Origin of the sequence: Candidatus Planktophila dulcis (assembly GCF_002288225.1) — a bacterium.
Classification (GTDB): Bacteria; Actinomycetota; Actinomycetes; order Nanopelagicales; family Nanopelagicaceae; genus Planktophila; species Planktophila dulcis.
In genome coordinates this window covers 1,160,863-1,179,651 of record NZ_CP016777.1, presented here as the reverse complement: position 1 = coordinate 1,179,651, position 18,789 = coordinate 1,160,863, and the positions used below count along the sequence as shown (strand labels likewise).

Sequence of the window (18,789 nt, the reverse complement as noted above, 5' to 3'; positions counted from 1 at the left end):
AAAAGGTAGACTCACTGCACTATGACAACCGATAACTCGCCCGCCACAGAGGATGACCTACCCGAGCAACTTCGGATTCGTCGCGAGAAGCGTGCAAGCCTTATTGAGCGCGGAATTGAGCCATATCCGGTTGCAGTAGCCCGCACTAAATCTTTGAAGGAAGTTCGCGACAAATACACAGATCTTGCCGTTGATGTGGCCACCGGAGATATTGAAAGCCTGACAGGGCGCATCATCTTTAAGCGCGACACAGGAAAACTTTGCTTTGCAACTCTTCGCGAAGGCGATGGAACTGAACTTCAGGCGATGCTATCTCTGGATCAAGTGGGACAAGATCAACTCGATGCATGGAAATCCGATATTGATTTAGGTGACATGGTCTCTGTTACTGGAGAAATTATTACTTCCAAGCGCGGTGAACTTTCTATCCTTGCAACGTCATGGGCTCTTGCTTCAAAGTCTCTTCGCCCGCTTCCTAACGACCACAAACCGATGTCTGAAGAGACTCGCGTTCGAATGCGTTATGTGGATTTGATTGTTCGCCCTGAAGCACGTGCAGCAGCACGTATGCGCCCTGCTGTGATGCGTTCATTGCGAGAGACATTTAATAGTGAAAGCTTTATTGAGGTAGAGACACCCATGCTTCAGGTGATGCATGGTGGAGCTACTGCTCGTCCATTTAAGACATTTAGTAATGCATACGATATGGATCTCTACATGCGTATTGCACCTGAGCTTTTCCTAAAGCGTTGCGTTGTCGGTGGCATTGAGCGCGTCTTTGAAATCAATCGTAATTTCCGTAATGAAGGCGCAGATTCTTCACACTCACCAGAGTTTGCAATGGTCGAGTCATACATGGCCTATGGCGATTGGCGCTCTATTGCTGATGTCACACGTTCTCTTATTCAAAATGCAGCCATGGCAGTTGCTGGTTCACATGTGGTGACACATCACGATGGTCGCCAAGCAGATCTTGGTGGCACATGGAAAGAGATCTCACTCTATGACGCAATCTCTGAAGGAGTAGGCGAGCAGGTAACAGCGCTTACTTCCATCGATGAGCTGAAGAAGTATGCAACAAAACTCGGTATGAAGATTGACCCAAAGTGGGTAACAGGCAAGCTCGCCGAAGAGATCTTTGAGCATGTTGCTCAAGATAAATTGGTAGAGCCAACATTTGTTATGGGATACCCAGTTGATACTTCTCCACTTGTTCGTGCACATCGCGAAACTCCTGGAGTTGTTGAAAAATGGGATCTCTATGTTGATGGCTTTGAACTTGCAACCGGATACTCAGAACTTATTGACCCAGTGATTCAACGCGAGCGTCTGATTGAACAAGCACAGCTTGGAGCTAAGGGCGATCTTGAAGCGATGCAGGTCGATGAAGATTTCTTACGTGCTATGGAATTTGGAATGCCACCTATGGGCGGAATGGGAATGGGCGTTGACCGACTTCTCATGGCGCTGACTGGTCTTGGAATCCGTGAAACTATTTTGTTCCCACTCGTAAAACCTGAAGCAGATTAAGAATGCTTGTTATTCGTCCTGCTAAGACAAGTGATGTGAAGGCAATCCGCGAACTCGTTGATTCCTATGCCGCCCCAGGTCAGATGCTGGCAAAAGAGACGGTGACACTTTATGAAGGCGTGCAGGAATTTACTGTTGCAGAACTTGATGGAAAAGTTGTGGGATGCGGAGCACTCCACACACTCTGGGAAGATTTGGCTGAAGTTCGCACAGTTGCTGTGAAAGAGAGTTTGCATAAGCAAGGTATTGGCAACAAATTGATGGAGCGCATTATTGAACGTGCCCGCGAGATTGGTGTGGAGAGAATTTTCTGTCTCACTTTTCAAACAGAGTTCTTTAGTCGCCACGGTTTTGTTGAAATTCATGGCACACCTGTGGATTCCGATGTCTATCAGCAGCTCCTGCGCTCCTATGACGCAGGTGTTGCCGAATTCCTTGATCTCGAGTCGGTAAAGCCCAATACCCTGGGCAATACCCGCATGCTCCTCAATCTCTAGCCTCTGGCGGGAATATCGACCCCATATCTGGGGTTCTATGACATATAGCCATTCCACCTCGCGCCTTGCCCACGCTGGGTTATAGGCTTACCGATAGTTCGTTGAATTAAGTAGAAGGAGTAATGCCCATGTTTGAGCGCTTTACCGATCGAGCTCGACGCGTTGTTGTCCTAGCTCAAGAAGAAGCACGCATGCTCAACCACAACTACATCGGCACAGAACACATCCTCCTCGGTCTTATCCACGAAGGTGAAGGCGTTGCTGCAAAGGGTCTTGAATCTCTCGGCATCTCACTTGAAGGCGTTCGCGCTCAAGTGGAAGAAATCATTGGTCAAGGACAGCAAGCACCAAGTGGCCACATTCCATTTACTCCACGTGCAAAGAAAGTTCTTGAACTTTCACTTCGTGAAGCGCTACAACTTGGCCACAACTACATCGGCACAGAACATATTCTTCTTGGACTTATTCGCGAAGGCGAAGGCGTTGCAGCTCAAGTTCTCGTAAAGCTTGGCGCAGATCTCAATCGCGTGCGCCAACAAGTTATTCAATTACTTTCCGGATATCAAGGAAAAGAGACCGTTGCACAAGGTGGTCCTGCAGAAGGAACTCCATCAACATCACTCGTCCTTGATCAATTCGGTCGCAACCTCACAGCAGCTGCTCGTGAAGGAAAGCTCGATCCTGTTATTGGTCGTGAATTAGAGATCGAACGCGTAATGCAGGTTCTCTCTCGTCGCACAAAGAACAACCCAGTTCTTATTGGTGAGCCAGGTGTTGGAAAGACTGCAGTTGTTGAAGGTCTTGCCCAAGCTATTGCTAAGAACGATGTTCCTGAAACACTCAAAGATAAGCAGCTCTACTCACTTGATTTAGGTGCACTCGTTGCTGGCTCTCGCTACCGTGGAGATTTTGAAGAGCGTTTGAAGAAGGTTCTTAAAGAGATTAAAACTCGCGGTGACATCATTATCTTTATCGATGAAATTCACACACTCGTTGGCGCAGGAGCAGCTGAAGGTGCTATTGATGCAGCAAGCATTTTAAAGCCGATGCTTGCTCGCGGTGAGCTCCAGACAATTGGTGCAACAACTCTTGATGAGTACCGCAAGCACATTGAAAAAGATGCAGCACTTGAGCGTCGTTTCCAACCTATTCAGGTGAAGGAGCCATCTGTGGCTCACACCATCGAAATTCTTAAGGGTCTTCGCGATCGTTATGAAACACACCACCGTGTCTCCATCACAGATGGCGCACTGGCTGCAGCTGCAAATCTTGCAGACCGTTATGTCTCAGATCGCTTCCTTCCCGATAAGGCAATTGACCTTATTGATGAGGCAGGCTCACGTCTTCGCATAAAGCGCATGACAGCACCTGCTGAACTTCGCGCATTCGATGACAAGATCGCTGATGCTCGCAAAGCTAAGGAATCTGCAATCGATGGACAAGATTTTGAAGGTGCTGCAACTCTTCGCGATAAGGAGAAGACTCTTATCCAAGAGAAGCAAGAAGCAGAAAAGAATTGGAAGGCAACCGATCTCGATAAGGTCACTGAAGTCGATGAAGAACTCATCGCTCAGGTGCTTTCAGCATCAACGGGTATTCCAGTATTTAAGTTGACTGAAGAAGAGACTGCGCGTCTTCTTCGCATGGAAGATGAACTTCACCGCCGCGTTATTGGTCAAGATCAAGCGATTAAGGCTCTGTCACAAGCAATCCGCCGTACTCGTGCAGGTCTAAAAGATCCTAAGCGCCCTGGTGGATCATTTATCTTCGCTGGCCCTTCAGGCGTTGGTAAGACTGAACTCTCACGCACACTTGCCTCATTCCTCTTTGGTGATGAGACAGCGTTGATTCAACTTGATATGTCTGAATATTCAGAGCGCCACACAGCCTCACGTCTATTCGGTGCACCTCCAGGCTATGTCGGCTATGACGAAGGTGGACAGCTGACTGAGAAGGTTCGTCGTCGTCCATTCTCTGTTGTTCTCTTTGATGAGATCGAAAAGGCACACCCAGATATCTTTAACTCACTTCTTCAGGTTCTTGAAGATGGTCGCCTGACAGATTCACAAGGTCGCACAGTCGACTTTAAGAACACTGTCATCATCATGACAACCAACCTTGGAACACGCGATATCTCTAAGTCACTTGGGCTTGGCTTCTCCAACGCTGATGATGATTTAACGAATTACGATCGCATGAAGGGCAAGGTTCAAGATGAACTCAAGAACCACTTCCGCCCAGAATTTCTTAACCGCATCGATGATGTCATCGTCTTCCACCAGCTCACGAGAGAACAGATTATTCACATCGTGGATCTCATGATTGCTAACCTTGATGAGCGTTTGAAGGCTAAGGACATGGGAATCGAACTCACACAGGCTGCTAAGGATCTCCTTGCTCTGCGTGGTTATGACCCACTCCTTGGTGCGCGTCCATTGCGTCGCGTCATTCAACGTGAGATTGAAGATTCACTTTCAGAGCGCATCTTGTTTAACGAGCTTAAGGCTGGTGAAATCATTGTGGTCGATGTTGAAGGTGTTGATGCAGATGCGAAATTCACCTTTACAGGCTCACCCAAGGTTTCATCACCTGATAGCCCTGGGGATCTAGCGGAAGCACCTACTGCCTAAATTAATTTCTTGGCAGTGAATATTTATTCTTGCCGCGAGATTCGATAAGTCCATCATCGAGAAGCGTCAGTAAGGCTTTCTCGAGCTGTGATGGAACATCCCACAGCTGTGATATCTGAGCTTTGGTGAGCACATCATTCTCACGCAGCGCCTGCACAACAGTTCCGCGACATTGGCGATCAGTTCCATGCCAACTCTGCGTGCGCTTTATGAGATCTGATTTTGGATAATCAAGACTGCGCCATGTGCACTCGTGTGCCACTGGGCAGATTCCGCACTTAGGCGATTGTGATGTGCACACCAGTGCACCGAGCTCCATCGTGGCAGCTGCCCATAAATGCGGATCTTTCTTTGGAATGAGTTCTTCATAGCGTGATTTCTCATCCTTTGTGGCAGAGAGCTTGGGGGATTCAACTCCATCAATAATGCGAGCAAAGAGCCTTCGGATATTGATATCGAGTACGAGTGAGCGCCCACTAAATGCAAAGGCGACCAAGGCAGCTGCTGTGTATTCACCGATGCCGGGAAGCTTGCGCAGCTCTGATTCCTCTCGTGGAATAACTCCCTTGTATTGGGTAGTAATCACCTTTGCACATTCATGCAATCGCAGTGCACGACGTGGGTAACCAAGGCGACCCCATGCAGTAATTACTTGCGCAGGAGTTGCTTTGGCAAGCAGTGCGGGAGTTGGCCAGCGTTTCATCCACTCGATATAAACAGGGAGCACTCGATTGACCGGAGTTTGCTGCAACATAAATTCTGAAACTAAAACGCCCCATGTGTCAGTCTTGCGCCATGGAAGATCTCGTTTATTCTTCTTAAACCAAGAAATAATCTCTTTCTCGAGCATTATTCGCCAGTGATTTTTACTTGCTGCAGCGCTTGATCAAGGCGAGAGACTTCAACGACTTCCATTCCATCGATCTTCACATCAGAACCTGCTGGAACAAGTGCGCGCTTAAATCCAAGGCGGTAAGCCTCAGCAAGGCGACGAGAAACACCGCTTACTTTGCGAATCTCCCCAGCAAGGCCGACTTCACCGATAGCAACAAGATCTGCTGGAAGTGCTAAACCTTTTGCAGCAGATGCCACAGCCAGTGCAAGAGCTAAATCTGCAGCAGGTTCAGACATCTTCATTCCGCCCACAGTTGCTGCATAGACATCACGACCACCGACGCGAATATGTGCACGAAGTTCAAGGACTGCAAGTGTCATTGATGTGCGGGCTGAATCGAGGCCGCTTGTGACGCGACGAGCATTTCCGAAATCATTTTCTCGCCCTGCGCTCACAAGTGCCTGGATTTCTGCAAGCAGTGGCCTGCGACCTTCGAGAGTGACTGTGACGCATGTGCCCGGCACAGGTTCTGCATGGCGCGATGTGAAGAGCCCTGTGGGGTCGAGAACACTTTCAATACCAGTATCACTTAAGTCAAAGCACCCCACTTCATCACTTGCACCAAAACGATTCTTTATGGCGCGGATAAGGCGAAGGCGTGAGTGACGCTCACCTTCGAATTGCAGAACAACATCGACGATATGTTCAAGAAGTCTTGGGCCTGCAATAGATCCATCTTTAGTGACATGGCCAACCAGAAGCAGAGTGATATCGCGATCTTTACAGATGCGAATGAGTGCACCAGCAACTTCACGCACCTGTGTGACACCGCCAGGTGAGCCATCTGCCGTAGATGAACCAATTGTCTGCACGGAGTCGATGATGAGAAGTTCAGGTTTAACTGCATCGATATGGGCAATGACTGCGCCTAAATCTGTTTCAGATGCAAGAAATAACTTGGGGTCAACTGCATTGATACGTTCGGCACGAAGTCGAACTTGGGAGGCAGATTCTTCACCTGAGATATAGAGGGCAGGAATTCCTTTAGCGGCAGTTTGCGCAGCAACTGATAAGAGAAGAGTTGATTTACCAACTCCAGGTTCGCCAGCAAGAAGGATTGCTGCCCCTGGTACTAGCCCGCCACCTAATACGCGATCGAGTTCAGATACACCTGTGGCACGTGCACGAGCAGATGAGAGATCAACATCGCCGATAGGTGTGGCCTTTGAGGTGACAGTGCCTGCAACGAGTGAGAGTTTCTTAGGAGCGGCTAACTCTTCAACAGAGCCCCATGCTTGGCACTCACCGCAGCGACCAACCCATTTCTGCGATGCCCATCCACATTCAGAGCAACGAAATGGTTCCTTCTCAACCTTAGCCATAGTCGTAGGTTAGAGGAGAGCGCTGACTACTTGCCGGCAGCGAGAGTGGCTGGGTGTTGAATAATAAAGAGCGGCAGTGAGCGAGCCTGAGCATCGCGAATACCCTGAACGCGGCGATCACAGTGCTCAGCCAGGATCGCATATGCATCCTTACCCATCAACTGTGAAAGCTCAGCCTTGTTGGAGATATACACAGGTTCACTACCGACGTGAGCATCGGTATTACTTGTGCAGTACCAATCGAAATCTTCTCCGCCATCGCCCCAACCAAGGCGTTCATATTCACCAATGACCGTGACTGAATATTCGCGCTCGCCAACTTCGCGAGTTTCAAAACTTCTGCGAAGTGGTAATTGCCAACATACATCAGGCTTTGTATCTACAAAGTGAATATTTCTCTTCTGTGCAAGGTGGTGTAGTACGCAACCGAAGTCACCAGTAAAGCCTGGAGCTTCATGGCCTTTACGGTTAAGGAAGATGCACGCATTATTGACAGTGCGAGTCTTGCGATCATTATCTTCATCGAGATCTGTAATACGAAGTTTTCCACCTGGCTTCTTTGGGCGAGCTGCTTCATAGAACTGCCACATATCTGGAGTCAGGAATTCTGCTGCCTTACGAACGCGCTCTTCATCATCTTCATCTGAATACATCGCACCTTCTGTGCAGCACCCATCATTAGGACGGTCTTTGAAAACACCCTGGCAGCCATCGCCATAGATGCAGGTCCAGAAGGAGGTCAACCAGGTGAGGTCGCATTTGAAGATTTCTTCTTCATCGTTGGGATCTGCGAATTCGACCCAGTCGCGTGCAAAACCTGGCTTTATCTCTGACATAGTCGCAGAGCCTACGCGTACTCTTTCGCCATGGCTAATCAGATTGCAGTCGTTGGTGCCGGAGTAATGGGTGAAGCATTTATCGCCGCCCTTATTCGATCTGGAGCTCCTGCATCATCAATAACTGCTGTAGTTCGTCGACCTGAAAGAGGCGATGAATTAGTTACCAAATATTCAATTGGTGTTAAGACTCTGGGTGAGGCTCTACGCAGTAGTGATGTAGTCCTACTAGGTATCAAACCTCAAGGCCTGAGCGAGCTTATGCCTGAGATAGCGCCACATCTGCGTAGTGATGCCCTCGTCATCTCACTGCTTGCTGGAAAGACCATTGCAGGCATCTCAGCGGGCCTTGGTAACCATCAATTCATAGCTCGCGTTATGCCCAATACTCCGACTCTGGTTGGCAAGGGAATGGCTGGATATTCACTTAGCGCAGGAGTGACGGATGCACAAAAGAAATTTGTTCAAACACTACTTGCCTCAACAGGTAAGGCGATTGAGATTCCTGAAGATTTACAGAATGCCCTCACAGGAACAAGTGGATCAGGGCCTGCCTACTTCTTTAGATTTGTGGAGGCGATGATCGATGGAGCAGTTGCAATGGGACTATCACGTGATGATGCAACAACGCTGAGCATTCAAACTATTGTGGGCGCGGCAGCTCTCCTTGATGAATCAGGGGACACACCAACACGACTACGTGAAAAAGTCACAAGTCTTAAAGGTGCAACGGCTGAGGCAATCGCTGTCTTTGATGAAGCTGGAATTTCTAAGATAGTTGCCGATGCGATGGCAGCATCTGCTCGTCGCGCTGGAGAACTCGCTCAATAATGAAGCGCACTGCATTATTTCTCGCACTACTGCTCGTTGGAATAACACCAGCAGTTGCGGCACCTAAATCTGTTGCCATAAAGAAGTTGACCATTATTGCAACAGTGAACGCAGAAGCGATGGTTGTAACAGGAAAGACAATTGTTACTGTGAGCAATACTGAAGGGCTGAACTCAAATATTCTCCTTACAGGGATGGATATCAGCGGCGCACAGCTGTGGCAGAAGACCATTGATTCAGGCGTGGATGAGATAGCTCTTACTTCTGCAGTTGATCCACTCGGCAATGTGTGGCTGGCAGGTGCATCATCTGTGCTGACTTCTGTTGAGAGTGCGACAGCTCCCATCCAGGCAGAAAATCCTGATGGAGTCATTGCAGAACCTGTTACAAAACTTCGCGGTGATATGAATCAGTTAACTCTCTGGAAGCTCTCTCCACTGGGTGATCTCTTAGGCACTTACACGCTCTCCCAAAGCGCACCAGCTCTGATCAATGCAATCTCGGTCAACGCAAGTGGAGTTTCTATTGTCGGGCAATTACTTGATAAGCCTTTCCTCATCAGCGCTACGGCTAATGGAGTATTTGGCAAAGTCATATCGATTGGAACATCAAAGACTCAGCTAGGTGCAGTCGTGCGCCACAGCGATGGTTCTGTATCAGTCTTTGGAAGCAGTGCAGAAACTTTGGCAGGTAAGAAGTTAGCTGGAGTGCGCGATGGTGTGTTGATTCGAGTGTCAAAGACAGGAGCTATTGCATCTGTTGTTCGAAGCTCAGCCCCCAAAGCAAATCGAGCATGGCTTGCAGCTGATTCAACTCTTGCACTGACTGGATTTGTGAAGAGTGGAAAAATTATTGAAACCGCCTTTACAAAATTCACTATGGCACTTGCACCAACATGGACCATGCGAGTTCCATCTCTTGGAACTTCAACAGTGCTAACTGCTGGAAACACCACATACGGTGCTATCTCCTCCAGCTCTGCAGTTGCAGGTGTGATTGGCTGGAAACCAACGAGTGCATCAGTATTGCTACTCGCACTCGATGTTAAAGGAGTGATTGCTGGGGCATATGGCTCATCTGAAATAACAGAGCCAATTTCACTGGCATATTCAAAGGAGTTAGGACTTGTCGGCTTAGCAAAGACGAGTGCCCAAAGCGTTTCCCTCTTTAAATTACCTTAAGGACGAAACATTGAAAGTTGGCCTTTATAACCGGCCACTAAGTACTTCACGCGATCGACAGTAACCCAGGCGGAGGCAACACCATCAGGGTTTTGTTCGGTAGAAACCAATTTAATTGTTGGTATCGCTCTTGCGCTATCGAGAACACAGAGGCGCTGGAAGCAGTTATATGCAATAAATGAGCCATCAGTGTTGAGGTATTTGCCTGGAGCGCCATAGAGCTCACTCGTTGCAACACCTTGTGTTGGTGGGTTTTGTACCGGACTCCAGCGAATTCGATTTGGGTTAGGCGCAGTTGCAGGAGATGAGATAAGCCAGGTGGCTTGAATTCCATTGAGAGTCTTTGCAATCGAGACATCAAAGCCAGTCATAGGCGTTGCACTGCCTGATGTGTCGAGGTTGAAATAACTCCAGGCATCACTAGACAGTGTTGTGCGCGATGCAACGCGCACCTCACCGGAGGTGGGTTGCTTCTTCTGGCTGATTGTTAGAACTGAGTCATAGACAACATAAGTCTTCTTGCCATCAAAGAGCGCTTTGAGATGGAAGGCGACATCGCCTGTGCTGCGACCATCGGTTTTACGATCACCATCGACTAGTTCGTATACCCATTTAGAGGTTCCCTTAGCCTTTGTAGCACCTAAGAGAATTCCTTGGCTCTCATCGCGATAAAAGACTTGGATTCCACCTGATGTTGCAACACATGCGTTAGAGATGCTGACATCGCTACCTGTGCGAACACGAACAGGGTCCTTGTAATCATTTACCTGCACACCGTTGCCATCGACGATTTCATAGAAAAACTTCTTGCCGTCATAGGTTGCATAGCGCAGATCGCGATCTCCACTTTCGGAGTAGAAGATGTGAAGAGTTTGAGCAAGGCCAGAACCATTCACGCAGAGTGAGATAGGACTTGTAATAGCGGTCTTGATGCGTCCTGCAGTTCCTCCCGCTCCATCTACGGTCGACTTCTTCCACGATTTTCCATCCCAGATTGCAATCTTTAAAATTCCGCTCTTTGAATCGGTATAAGCAATAAGTGGCTTACCGTTAAAGAGCGTGCTGGTGACATGCTTTGCATCAGCCTTCTCATCGATAACAAATCTCTTCCAGCCAACTTGTGGAGTCATGGGGGCTGTAATGACAGCATCGGAAGTTCCATTGGTATTGGATGCAACGATGCTAAAGCTATAACTGGTGCCGTTCTTCAGCCCTGTAACGATAATCGGAGATTCGGTTGAGCTCTTTACTTGATCAGTCTTGAGATTACGTACTGAGTAACTAGTGATCTGTGCTGTTCGCGCATTAGCAGGAGGGTCAAAGGTGATGATGGCTGAGCTATCGGCGATGATGGCAGCAGCATTACGCACTACTTGTGGCACACCAACTGCAATACCCACAGGTGGTTTACGACGTAGATCTTCCATCATTGCTAGTAGAAGAGAACCTGGCTCTCTGAAAATTTCACCTGCATCAAGATTGGGAGTCATGATCGAATTCGCACCTAGATTTGAGTAGGTAGCTTCATCAAGGTGGCTAACAGATGAGCCTTCTTCATAGCGCGCCGGCGTGTAGAGAATTGGTTTCTGTCCACCATTAGCTGCCATTCCCAGTGGACCAGCCCAGACAAGTGTTGATGTCAGCGCCTTACCAAGTTCGATGGAGGGAGATGGAAGATCTGAAAGGCGGCGACCATCGGGAAGTTGGGCGTAAGCGTTATAAGGAGTTGGTTGTTCGATAGTTCCATAACCAAAGAATTGATCATAAGAATCAGTAGATAAGAATCCTAAGCCGTGTCCCATTTCGTGGAGAAAGACAGATTGAAGGTCATACTCATTTGCGCGCGGAGCTCCATCGTTACGTGTATTCCAGTTAGCAACAGAGTTGACTTGAATAACCATCTCTGGAGTTTGAGGATCTAAATCTTTTCCGGCCAAAGCATTAGCAAGAGCTGATGGATACCAGAGACTCTGATCAGGTGCCCCATCAAAGCCAGAATAGTAATTTCCAGGACGTGCGCTACCGAGAACTCCGATAGAAGCTGATCGTCCCCATGATGCATCAATCGTGATGGGAGCATCTGATGAAAAATTCGCTGCCCAGATATCTACCGCTGCTTGGAAATCCTTCTTCGCCCATTCAGGAAAGTTCTTGAAATTAACTACAAATTTTGATTTCTGCTCAAGATAAGCAACTTTAGGTGGACGAGTTTGCGTTATTCCAGTTGCCTTACCTGCGTATGTGTAACCCCAGACAGTTGATGGAGCTACTTTGAAATTGGAGAGTGCAACAGATTGCGTTGGTAGAAGAAGTGAGGCAATCAGGCCTAATACGAGGAAGAAAGGTCCACTGCGTCTTATCTGGCCTCTCATAGCGGGTAACGCTATCAGGATGCGAGAATGCAGTCATGGTTACCGTTTACTCTCGCCAAGGCTGTCATCTGTGTGAAGATGCTGTGAAAACCTTAGAGGGCATGCGCGAAGAACTCGCATTTGAGATTGAGATTATCTATATCGACGGCAATCCAGAACTAGAAAAGCTATATGGAAATGAAGTTCCTGTGATTCACATCAATGGCGAGCACCATGACTTTTATCGGATTGATCCAGAACGCTTTAGAACTTCCCTAGAAAAACATCGTCGGCATCAATAATTCTGTAGGAGTAACCCTGTTCAGCTAAGAAGCGCTGACGGTTCTGTGCAAAATCTTGATCTATAGTGTCACGTGAGACAACAGAGTAGAACTTAGCTCCGCGCCCATCTGCCTTAGGTCTCAAGATGCGGCCCAGGCGTTGTGCTTCTTCTTGGCGTGAGCCAAATGCACCCGATACTTGAATTGCAATCGTGGCTTCAGGAAGATCGACAGAGAAGTTGGCAACCTTGGAAACAACTAGGCATGTGACTTCACCTGTGCGAAATGCTGCAAAGAGTCGTTCGCGCTCTTTCTGTGGTGTATCGCCCTTAATCAGTGGAACACCGAGAGTTTCAGAGAGATCATCGAGTTGATCAATGTATTGCCCAATAACAAGTACTTGTTCTCCCGCATGGTGAGCGACAAGTTCTTCCACAACATTGCGCTTGGTGCGAGTAGTTGCGCAGTATCGGTAACGCTCTTCAGGTTCAGCAGTTGCATAAGACAGACGTTCTGCCTCTGTCAGGTTAACGCGCACTTCAATACATTCAGCAGGTGCGATATAGCCCTGCGCTTCAATCTCTTTCCATGGCACATCAAATCTCTTTGGGCCAATAAGTGAGAAGACTTCACCTTCCATTCCATCTTCGCGCACAAGTGTTGCTGTCAGGCCTAAGCGACGACGAGATTGGATATCTGCAGTAAAGCGGAAGATGGGAGCGGGAAGTAGGTGTACTTCATCATAAATAATCAGCCCCCAGTCATGAGTATCGAAGAGATCTAAATGGGCATAGACACCATTCTTCTTCTTCGTCATCACTTGGTATGTAGCAATAGTGACAGGGCGAATCTCTTTCTTCGCTCCTGAATATTCACCGATCTCATCATCGAGAAGTGTTGTGCGCTTGAGTAGCTCTTCACGCCATTGACGAGCAGCAATTGTATTTGTCACAAGAATCAAGGTTGTTGCCTTGACATGTGCCATTGCGGCTGCGCCAACAATAGTTTTTCCAGCACCACATGGAAGCACAACAACACCAGAGCCACCATGCCAGAATCCTTCTGCGGCATGCTCTTGATATTGGCGAATCTTCCATCCATCTTGTTTGAGTGCAATGTCATGTGCTTGTCCATCAACATAGCCTGCAAAATCTTCTGCTGGCCAACCAAGACGAAGAAGTGATTGCTTAATCTGTCCACGTTGACTTGGGTGAACAGCAATTGTTTCCTTATCAATACGAACTCCAAGAAGTGGAGCAATCTTCTTTGCTCGGATTACTTCTTCCAGCACGCCTGTGTCAGTTGTAACAAGGATGAGCCCGTGCACAGGATCTGCTTCAAGGCGAAGACGACCATAACGAGACATTGTCTCTGCAACATCGACGAGTAATGAATGTGGGACTGCATACCTGGAATACTTAATAAGAGTGTCGATGACGAGCTCTGCATCGTGGCCTGCAGCACGTGCATTCCAGAGACCTAGATTTGTCAGGCGATATGTGTGGATATGTTCAGGAGAACGTTCAAGTTCAGCAAAGGGTGCAATTGCGCGGCGGCATTCAGTAGAGAGAACATGATCAACATCGAGAAGAAGAGTTTTATCGCTCTGGACAATCAGTGGTCCATCGGTCATGAAACATCCTTCGCTAGTAAGTCTTTGATAAAGGCATGCAGGAAATCACTGCGCTCTTGCATGGAAGAGACGCTTACCCATTCAGTAGGAGCGTGTGCTCCACCACCCACAGCGCCAAGGCCATCAAGTACTTGGGCGCCAGCTGCTGCTGCGAAGTTTCCATCACTAGCTCCGCCTACTTCAGCACATCCCAGTGGCTTCATACCAATCGCTGCAGCAACTTTCTCTGCGCGTTCATAGAGAGCTTTCGTTGAAGACGGTTGCAATGGTGGGCGATTGAGCCCTCCTGTGATTTCTAGGCGAGCCTTGGGATTTACGGCTGTGAAATTCTTAATTGCTTTATCAACGCGCGCAAGCTCTGCTTGTGAAAATGAACGGGCATCAATATCAAGGACTGCAACATCAGGAACAGTATTTGTCGTATTTCCTGAATGAAGAAGTGTGGGGACAACAGTTGTTCCATGTTCAGCACTTTCAAGTGATGAAAGAGCCAAGATGGCATGTGCTATCTCTGTTGTTGTGTTGACGCCCTTCTCAGGTTCAAGGCCGGCATGGGCTGCAAGACCAAGAACTTTGATTTGATACATCGCAGTTCCCTTGCGACCAGTTTTTACTTTGCCATCAAGGGATGCTTCAAGAACGAGAACTGCTTTTGCCTTCGATGATAAATCTTTGATGAGAGCCTTAGATGCGTGGCTTCCTGTCTCTTCATCTGTTGTTGCGACAAGTGCAACAGATCCTTCAATTCCTTTGAGTGCATAGAGAGCCTGGATAAATCCAGCCTTCATATCAAATGTTCCAGGACCGCGAAGAACATCACCTTTGATCTCCCAGAGAGGTTGGTAGGAACCATGCGGCCAGACTGTGTCGAGGTGAGCGAGGATTAATACATCAGGCTCTTCTGCTCCCCACCAAAATACGGGGCGTCCTTCAATCTCTTTAATCTGTGCAGGAACTCCGAGAACACGCGTTGCGATATCGCTAGCAAGACGAACTACTTCGCGGCACGCATCAAGATCGTCAGTGGGGGATTCACACCGAACCAATGCTTCAAGGGGTGCCAACATAGGCTCAAGTCTGCCGTATTCGGAGGCTTTCTCGCTCGTCATAAGGCAGCAACCCCCGTAATACGCGCGATTCTGAAGGTCTGCACTTCACCGGTGGCATGGTCGCGCGCAACCAGTGATCCTGCAGATAATTTCAAAGGATCGATGATTCGATGTGAGACAAGACCATTGTTATCGGCATAACCAATAGATAGCGACTTAGTTGGTTGATTCTGTAAGTAATCACTTAAGAGTTCAAGAGTTTCATTTGCTGTCGATCGTGGCAATGAACCGAGAGCTTCAGTTGCAATGTTACGCATCGTGCTCTGCTTGCGGCTGGATTTCTCACCAGTACGCAGCGCGCGTAGCGCACCTTCGATCTGAATCTCATCTGGTCGCTCGTATTCACCGATGATGCGTGGTGGTCGCGCCTTTGACTGTGCTCGTTGAATACGTGGACCACTTAAGAGAAGTCCACGTGAATCCTCAGCAGCTGGCAAGTAACCACAACTGCGCAGAATATTCATTGCCTCTGTTGCATCGTGCCCACAGATAAGAACTTCAGGTGCAATCTTTCGAAGGCCTAGAACATCAAGACGTTTATCTCCAAGAATCTGGGCGATCAGCGCCGAATCTTCACAGCGAATAAAGGATGCGGTATTTCCAACGCGCAACTTTCCATGTTTCTTTGCAACATCTGCAATGAGATATTCAAGAGGCTGTGGCATTGGGGTCTTGGAAGTCTTTGCAAGAAACTTTGCAATCTCTTCGCCAGTGCGACCATGGTCAAGTCCTCGACGGATTGATCCTTCAGAGAATCTAAATACTGTGGCACCACCGCGTGATTCGACATCTGCGATGAGTGCAAGCTCTTGTGCTACTTCATGTTCTAACGGTCCTGGAGCAATTGCAGTGTTATCGCTCTGAATAAGAATGTGGTCAACGGCCTTAGGAAGATCGGTATCAACTGATGTGCTATCGCCACCTGTCAGGAAGTCAGCGCCATATGAGGATAAAACGCCTTGTCCTGTTATGCCTAGCCATTCAGCTTCGCGCATAGCCCAGAGAATGTAATCCTTCTGTAATCCACCTGCACGCTTTGCCGGTGCAAGCCAGGTGGCTGCTGCAAAGAGTGAATCAATATCTACTGCTATTTGAGAATTTTCTTGCAAAAGAGTGAGTGTGAGGCGACGGGTTGTTGTCGCTGATGAGCGATCTAACTCCGGCCCAAGCGGTGCAACATTTTTACTGCCTTCTTTTCCAACGAGGCCAGATACGCGAGAGGTGCTCAGCCACGCTGATGCCAGTAACTGCCACTTCACAGATGCGTTCTGCGTTAACCAGATATCAAATTGATGTGTGGGCAAAATCTTGTCATCGGGATCAATTGTCAAAAGCCCTGATAGGTATGCAACTTCAGCGACAAATGCTGTGCAGGATTCATCGACACCTAGGTGCAGCGAAAGCTCTTTTAGATCACGAACACCCAAGCCCCCAGAGCGAAGTGCTGTAGCTGGCTCTTGCGCCCAGAAGTTAAGTACTTCTTCAGTCCATCGCAGGAAGGTGGTGATATTTGCAATCGCTGCTAACTGCACATTGCGCATATCGCGCTTGCTGCCAGTAACCGATGGCTGAGATGTTTCTAGTTCGCGATGGACTGTATTCCCACGTAAGTAGATTGCTACCTCACGTGGAAGAACAACAGTCTGTTGGTTAAATGGAATAAGGAATCCTTCTTCAAGCAGCCACTGAACACCCACACTTGGCTTCTTAATATCTGCAATCGCTCCACGAGGTGGTCCCCAGACCATTGCATCGAGAACTTTCTTAGAAGGAGCAGGGACTTCATCTAACTTCTTTAACTTCAACTTCGACATTGATGCAGGGCCAAGACCTGCAATCTCATTGCCAAGAACTTCTTTGAGAGTTGTGGGGGTGCGAAGTCCATCTTTATCCGTATAGAGAAGGCCCCGCTCAATAAGCCCAGGAATAACAAAGAGAGCTGATTTCTCTGTCAGAGCAGTGACATCTTTTTCAGAGAATGGTTCAGGAAGAATTGCGCAGACTTCTAGAACTTGGAGTTGCCACTTATTGAGCGCATCTACTGCGCGAGCAAGGCTGGGGGCAGAGGATGCGCGCACAGCAAGGCTTGCCATATCTGGCGGCACCGGCGTTACAAGATCAGGGCGGTGGTTGAACATGGAAATTAAAGCGGCATCATCGAGTGCGCGTAGATAGTCAGCGTAAGAGCGAATTTCCATAACCTGCCAACGATAGCCGTAAGTGAGGCGTGTGCGCTAATTGAGGTGCAGAGTAGGCAGATCTAGCGCTTGCGAGGAGTAAGCAAGGTTGCAAGTGCAGCAAGTCGACTTACTGCTGGACCAAGCAATCGATTGAGAAAACGTGCTCTGCGGAAATCATGGATGGGCCATCCTTCGGCAAGTGCGCGAATGCGCAGAACGGCATCTGGATTAATTGCACAAGGATGCCCCACTGCTTGCAGCAATGGAATGTCATTATGGCTATCAGAGTATGAATAACAATCTTCTAGATCAAAACCATGTTCCTTGGCTAAACCTTGAATTGCTATCGCCTTCTCAGCTCCGTGCAAGAGCTTGCCATCTAACGTGCCGGTATAGATTCCATTTTCAATATGAGCCTTACTACCAAGGGCACCAGTTAGCCCTAATCGCTGAGCGATGATGTTTGCCATATCTTGTGGAGCAGCTGTCACTAGCCAGACTTCTTCACCTTTATCTAAGTGTGACTTGGCTATTTCAAATGTTCCTTGCCAGAGCTTTGGCGAGACGAATTCATCATAAATTTCTTCACCAATTTTTTTGATGTCATCAACTGCATGGCCACCAATAAAATCTGTGGCTGCATTTTGGAATTTCTCGATGACTTCCTTCTTCTCAGTCCCCGTCATGCGGAATCGAATATTGGCGACAACAAAGCGAGAGATATCAGCGTTGGTGAAGAAGCCACGCTGGTACATGCCTCTTCCAAGGAAGTAGAGCGTGGACCCTCGAACAAGGGTGTTATCTACATCGAAGAAGGCTGCTCGTTTCGAGGTGAGTGCCATGTCACTACCTTAGCGATTGGGGCGGTTTTTCGACGCTTTATGCTTACTCCATGAGTTCAACTGTCCACGTCATTCGCCATGGCGAAGTAGAGAATCCCAACAAGATTCTCTACGGACGTCAGCCTGGATGGAGACTTTCACAGCGCGGACAAGAGATGGCACAAACAATTGGTGAGTGGTCTAAGTCAATTGATCTTGGCGCTCTTCACGTCTCACCACTACAGAGAGCGCAAGAGACAGCAGCACCTATATCTCGTGCGCACTCAATTGATATCAAGACCGATGATCGACTTATTGAAGCTGCAAATATCTTTGAAGGAAAATCATTTGAATTAGGTAGTGGAGTGCTCAAGCATCCATCTGCATGGCGCCATCTTTATAACCCGTGGAAGCCATCATGGGGAGAACCCTACGAAGAGCAAATCTCTCGAATGCTTGCTGCAATCTTTGATGCCAATAAGGCGGCTAAAGGTAAAGATGCAATCGTTGTTTCACATCAGCTACCTATTTGGATTTTAAGAAGTGCCATTGAGGGACGCAGCATGTTGCATGATCCACGCAAACGTGAGTGCACATTGGCATCAGTAACTAGCGTTCACTTCGATGATGAAGAAATGATCTCTGGTACTTCATATTCCGAACCTGCTAAGCATCTTCTTCCTCCAAAATAG

Annotated in this window: 15 protein-coding genes; 7 read left to right on the top strand and 8 right to left on the bottom strand. The window is 48.1% G+C overall.

From position 1 onward, the window contains the following. The first annotated feature begins 21 nt into the window (after positions 1–21). From lysS to A1sIIA65_RS06070, 3 genes are all read left to right on the top strand, one after another. Positions 22–1,530 carry a lysine--tRNA ligase gene (gene lysS, locus A1sIIA65_RS06080; RefSeq protein WP_095676650.1) on the top strand — a complete coding sequence of 503 codons (1,509 nt, stop codon included), beginning with the start codon at positions 22–24 and terminating at the stop codon, positions 1,528–1,530. A 2-nt stretch (positions 1,531–1,532) separates the two neighbouring features. Continuing rightward, positions 1,533–2,027, top strand: coding sequence for an amino-acid N-acetyltransferase (locus A1sIIA65_RS06075; protein WP_095676649.1), 495 nt, complete (start codon positions 1,533–1,535; stop codon positions 2,025–2,027). 128 nt (positions 2,028–2,155) lie between these two features. Then, entirely contained in the window at positions 2,156–4,657 is a 2,502-nt protein-coding gene (locus A1sIIA65_RS06070) for an ATP-dependent Clp protease ATP-binding subunit (protein WP_095676648.1), read from the top strand. Position 4,658: 1 nt separating this feature from the next. On the opposite strand, the gene A1sIIA65_RS06065 is transcribed toward A1sIIA65_RS06070, so the two are convergent. From A1sIIA65_RS06065 to A1sIIA65_RS06055, 3 genes are read right to left on the bottom strand one after another with little or no spacing between them, the layout of a single operon-like run. Further along, entirely contained in the window at positions 4,659–5,507 is an 849-nt protein-coding gene (locus tag A1sIIA65_RS06065; RefSeq protein WP_095676647.1) for an HhH-GPD family protein, read from the bottom strand. Then, positions 5,507–6,874: a DNA repair protein RadA gene (gene radA / locus A1sIIA65_RS06060; protein ID WP_095676646.1), complete on the bottom strand. Its 1,368-nt coding sequence runs from the start codon at positions 6,872–6,874 to the stop codon at positions 5,507–5,509. Before radA ends, A1sIIA65_RS06065 begins: the two co-directional genes overlap by 1 nt. Positions 6,875–6,900: 26 nt before the next feature. Next, positions 6,901–7,710, bottom strand: coding sequence for a DUF3109 family protein (locus tag A1sIIA65_RS06055; RefSeq protein ID WP_095676645.1), 810 nt, complete (start codon positions 7,708–7,710; stop codon positions 6,901–6,903). Positions 7,711–7,740: 30 nt separating this feature from the next. On the opposite strand from A1sIIA65_RS06055, the gene proC reads away from it, so the two are divergent. Together proC and A1sIIA65_RS06045 are read left to right on the top strand one after the other, a co-directional pair. Continuing rightward, entirely contained in the window at positions 7,741–8,541 is an 801-nt protein-coding gene (gene proC / locus A1sIIA65_RS06050; protein ID WP_095676644.1) for a pyrroline-5-carboxylate reductase, read from the top strand. Then, positions 8,541–9,722, top strand: a complete 1,182-nt coding sequence (locus A1sIIA65_RS06045; protein ID WP_095676643.1) for a hypothetical protein — start codon at positions 8,541–8,543, stop codon at positions 9,720–9,722. Before proC ends, A1sIIA65_RS06045 begins: the two co-directional genes overlap by 1 nt. On the opposite strand, the gene A1sIIA65_RS06040 is transcribed toward A1sIIA65_RS06045, so the two are convergent. After that, positions 9,719–12,094 carry a fibronectin type III domain-containing protein gene (locus A1sIIA65_RS06040; RefSeq protein WP_095676642.1) on the bottom strand — a complete coding sequence of 792 codons (2,376 nt, stop codon included), beginning with the start codon at positions 12,092–12,094 and terminating at the stop codon, positions 9,719–9,721. The genes A1sIIA65_RS06045 and A1sIIA65_RS06040 overlap by 4 nt on opposite strands. Before the next feature lie 35 nt (positions 12,095–12,129). On the opposite strand from A1sIIA65_RS06040, the gene A1sIIA65_RS06035 reads away from it, so the two are divergent. Next, entirely contained in the window at positions 12,130–12,375 is a 246-nt protein-coding gene (locus A1sIIA65_RS06035) for a glutaredoxin family protein (protein ID WP_095676641.1), read from the top strand. Here the strand turns inward: A1sIIA65_RS06035 and A1sIIA65_RS06030 are convergent. From A1sIIA65_RS06030 to A1sIIA65_RS06015, 4 genes are all read right to left on the bottom strand, one after another. After that, positions 12,338–13,987 carry a DNA repair helicase XPB gene (locus A1sIIA65_RS06030; protein WP_095676640.1) on the bottom strand — a complete coding sequence of 550 codons (1,650 nt, stop codon included), beginning with the start codon at positions 13,985–13,987 and terminating at the stop codon, positions 12,338–12,340. The genes A1sIIA65_RS06035 and A1sIIA65_RS06030 overlap by 38 nt on opposite strands. Beyond that, a complete protein-coding gene (locus A1sIIA65_RS06025) occupies positions 13,984–15,096 on the bottom strand; it encodes a M20/M25/M40 family metallo-hydrolase (protein ID WP_223298519.1) in 1,113 nt (370 codons plus the stop codon). Before A1sIIA65_RS06025 ends, A1sIIA65_RS06030 begins: the two co-directional genes overlap by 4 nt. Then, entirely contained in the window at positions 15,093–17,294 is a 2,202-nt protein-coding gene (locus A1sIIA65_RS06020) for a helicase-associated domain-containing protein (RefSeq protein ID WP_095676639.1), read from the bottom strand. The genes A1sIIA65_RS06025 and A1sIIA65_RS06020 overlap by 4 nt, the downstream gene beginning before the upstream one ends. A gap of 62 nt (positions 17,295–17,356) precedes the next feature. Then, positions 17,357–18,118, bottom strand: a complete 762-nt coding sequence (locus A1sIIA65_RS06015) for an HAD family hydrolase (RefSeq protein WP_095676638.1) — start codon at positions 18,116–18,118, stop codon at positions 17,357–17,359. Positions 18,119–18,168: 50 nt separating this feature from the next. Here A1sIIA65_RS06015 and A1sIIA65_RS06010 point away from each other — a divergent pair, with 50 nt between their 5' ends. Beyond that, the gene (locus tag A1sIIA65_RS06010; RefSeq protein ID WP_095676637.1) at positions 18,169–18,789 is read left to right on the top strand and encodes a histidine phosphatase family protein; all 621 of its coding nucleotides are present in this window, start codon (positions 18,169–18,171) and stop codon (positions 18,787–18,789) included.

Excerpts from the sequence above, each read along its gene's own strand:
- A1sIIA65_RS06040 (WP_095676642.1), bottom strand. The coding sequence starts at position 12,094 with ATGAGAGGCCAGATAAGACGCAGTGGACCTTTCTTCCTCGTATTAGGC.
- A1sIIA65_RS06045 (WP_095676643.1), top strand. The coding sequence starts at position 8,541 with ATGAAGCGCACTGCATTATTTCTCGCACTACTGCTCGTTGGAATAACA.
- proC (WP_095676644.1), top strand. The coding sequence starts at position 7,741 with ATGGCTAATCAGATTGCAGTCGTTGGTGCCGGAGTAATGGGTGAAGCA.
- A1sIIA65_RS06030 (WP_095676640.1), bottom strand. The coding sequence starts at position 13,987 with ATGACCGATGGACCACTGATTGTCCAGAGCGATAAAACTCTTCTTCTC.
- A1sIIA65_RS06025 (WP_223298519.1), bottom strand. The coding sequence starts at position 15,096 with ATGACGAGCGAGAAAGCCTCCGAATACGGCAGACTTGAGCCTATGTTG.
- A1sIIA65_RS06070 (WP_095676648.1), top strand. The coding sequence starts at position 2,156 with ATGTTTGAGCGCTTTACCGATCGAGCTCGACGCGTTGTTGTCCTAGCT.
- A1sIIA65_RS06035 (WP_095676641.1), top strand. The coding sequence starts at position 12,130 with ATGGTTACCGTTTACTCTCGCCAAGGCTGTCATCTGTGTGAAGATGCT.
- A1sIIA65_RS06020 (WP_095676639.1), bottom strand. The coding sequence starts at position 17,294 with ATGGAAATTCGCTCTTACGCTGACTATCTACGCGCACTCGATGATGCC.
- radA (WP_095676646.1), bottom strand. The coding sequence starts at position 6,874 with ATGGCTAAGGTTGAGAAGGAACCATTTCGTTGCTCTGAATGTGGATGG.
- A1sIIA65_RS06075 (WP_095676649.1), top strand. The coding sequence starts at position 1,533 with ATGCTTGTTATTCGTCCTGCTAAGACAAGTGATGTGAAGGCAATCCGC.
- lysS (WP_095676650.1), top strand. The coding sequence starts at position 22 with ATGACAACCGATAACTCGCCCGCCACAGAGGATGACCTACCCGAGCAA.
- A1sIIA65_RS06055 (WP_095676645.1), bottom strand. The coding sequence starts at position 7,710 with ATGTCAGAGATAAAGCCAGGTTTTGCACGCGACTGGGTCGAATTCGCA.
- A1sIIA65_RS06015 (WP_095676638.1), bottom strand. The coding sequence starts at position 18,118 with ATGGCACTCACCTCGAAACGAGCAGCCTTCTTCGATGTAGATAACACC.
- A1sIIA65_RS06010 (WP_095676637.1), top strand. The coding sequence starts at position 18,169 with ATGAGTTCAACTGTCCACGTCATTCGCCATGGCGAAGTAGAGAATCCC.
- A1sIIA65_RS06065 (WP_095676647.1), bottom strand. The coding sequence starts at position 5,507 with ATGCTCGAGAAAGAGATTATTTCTTGGTTTAAGAAGAATAAACGAGAT.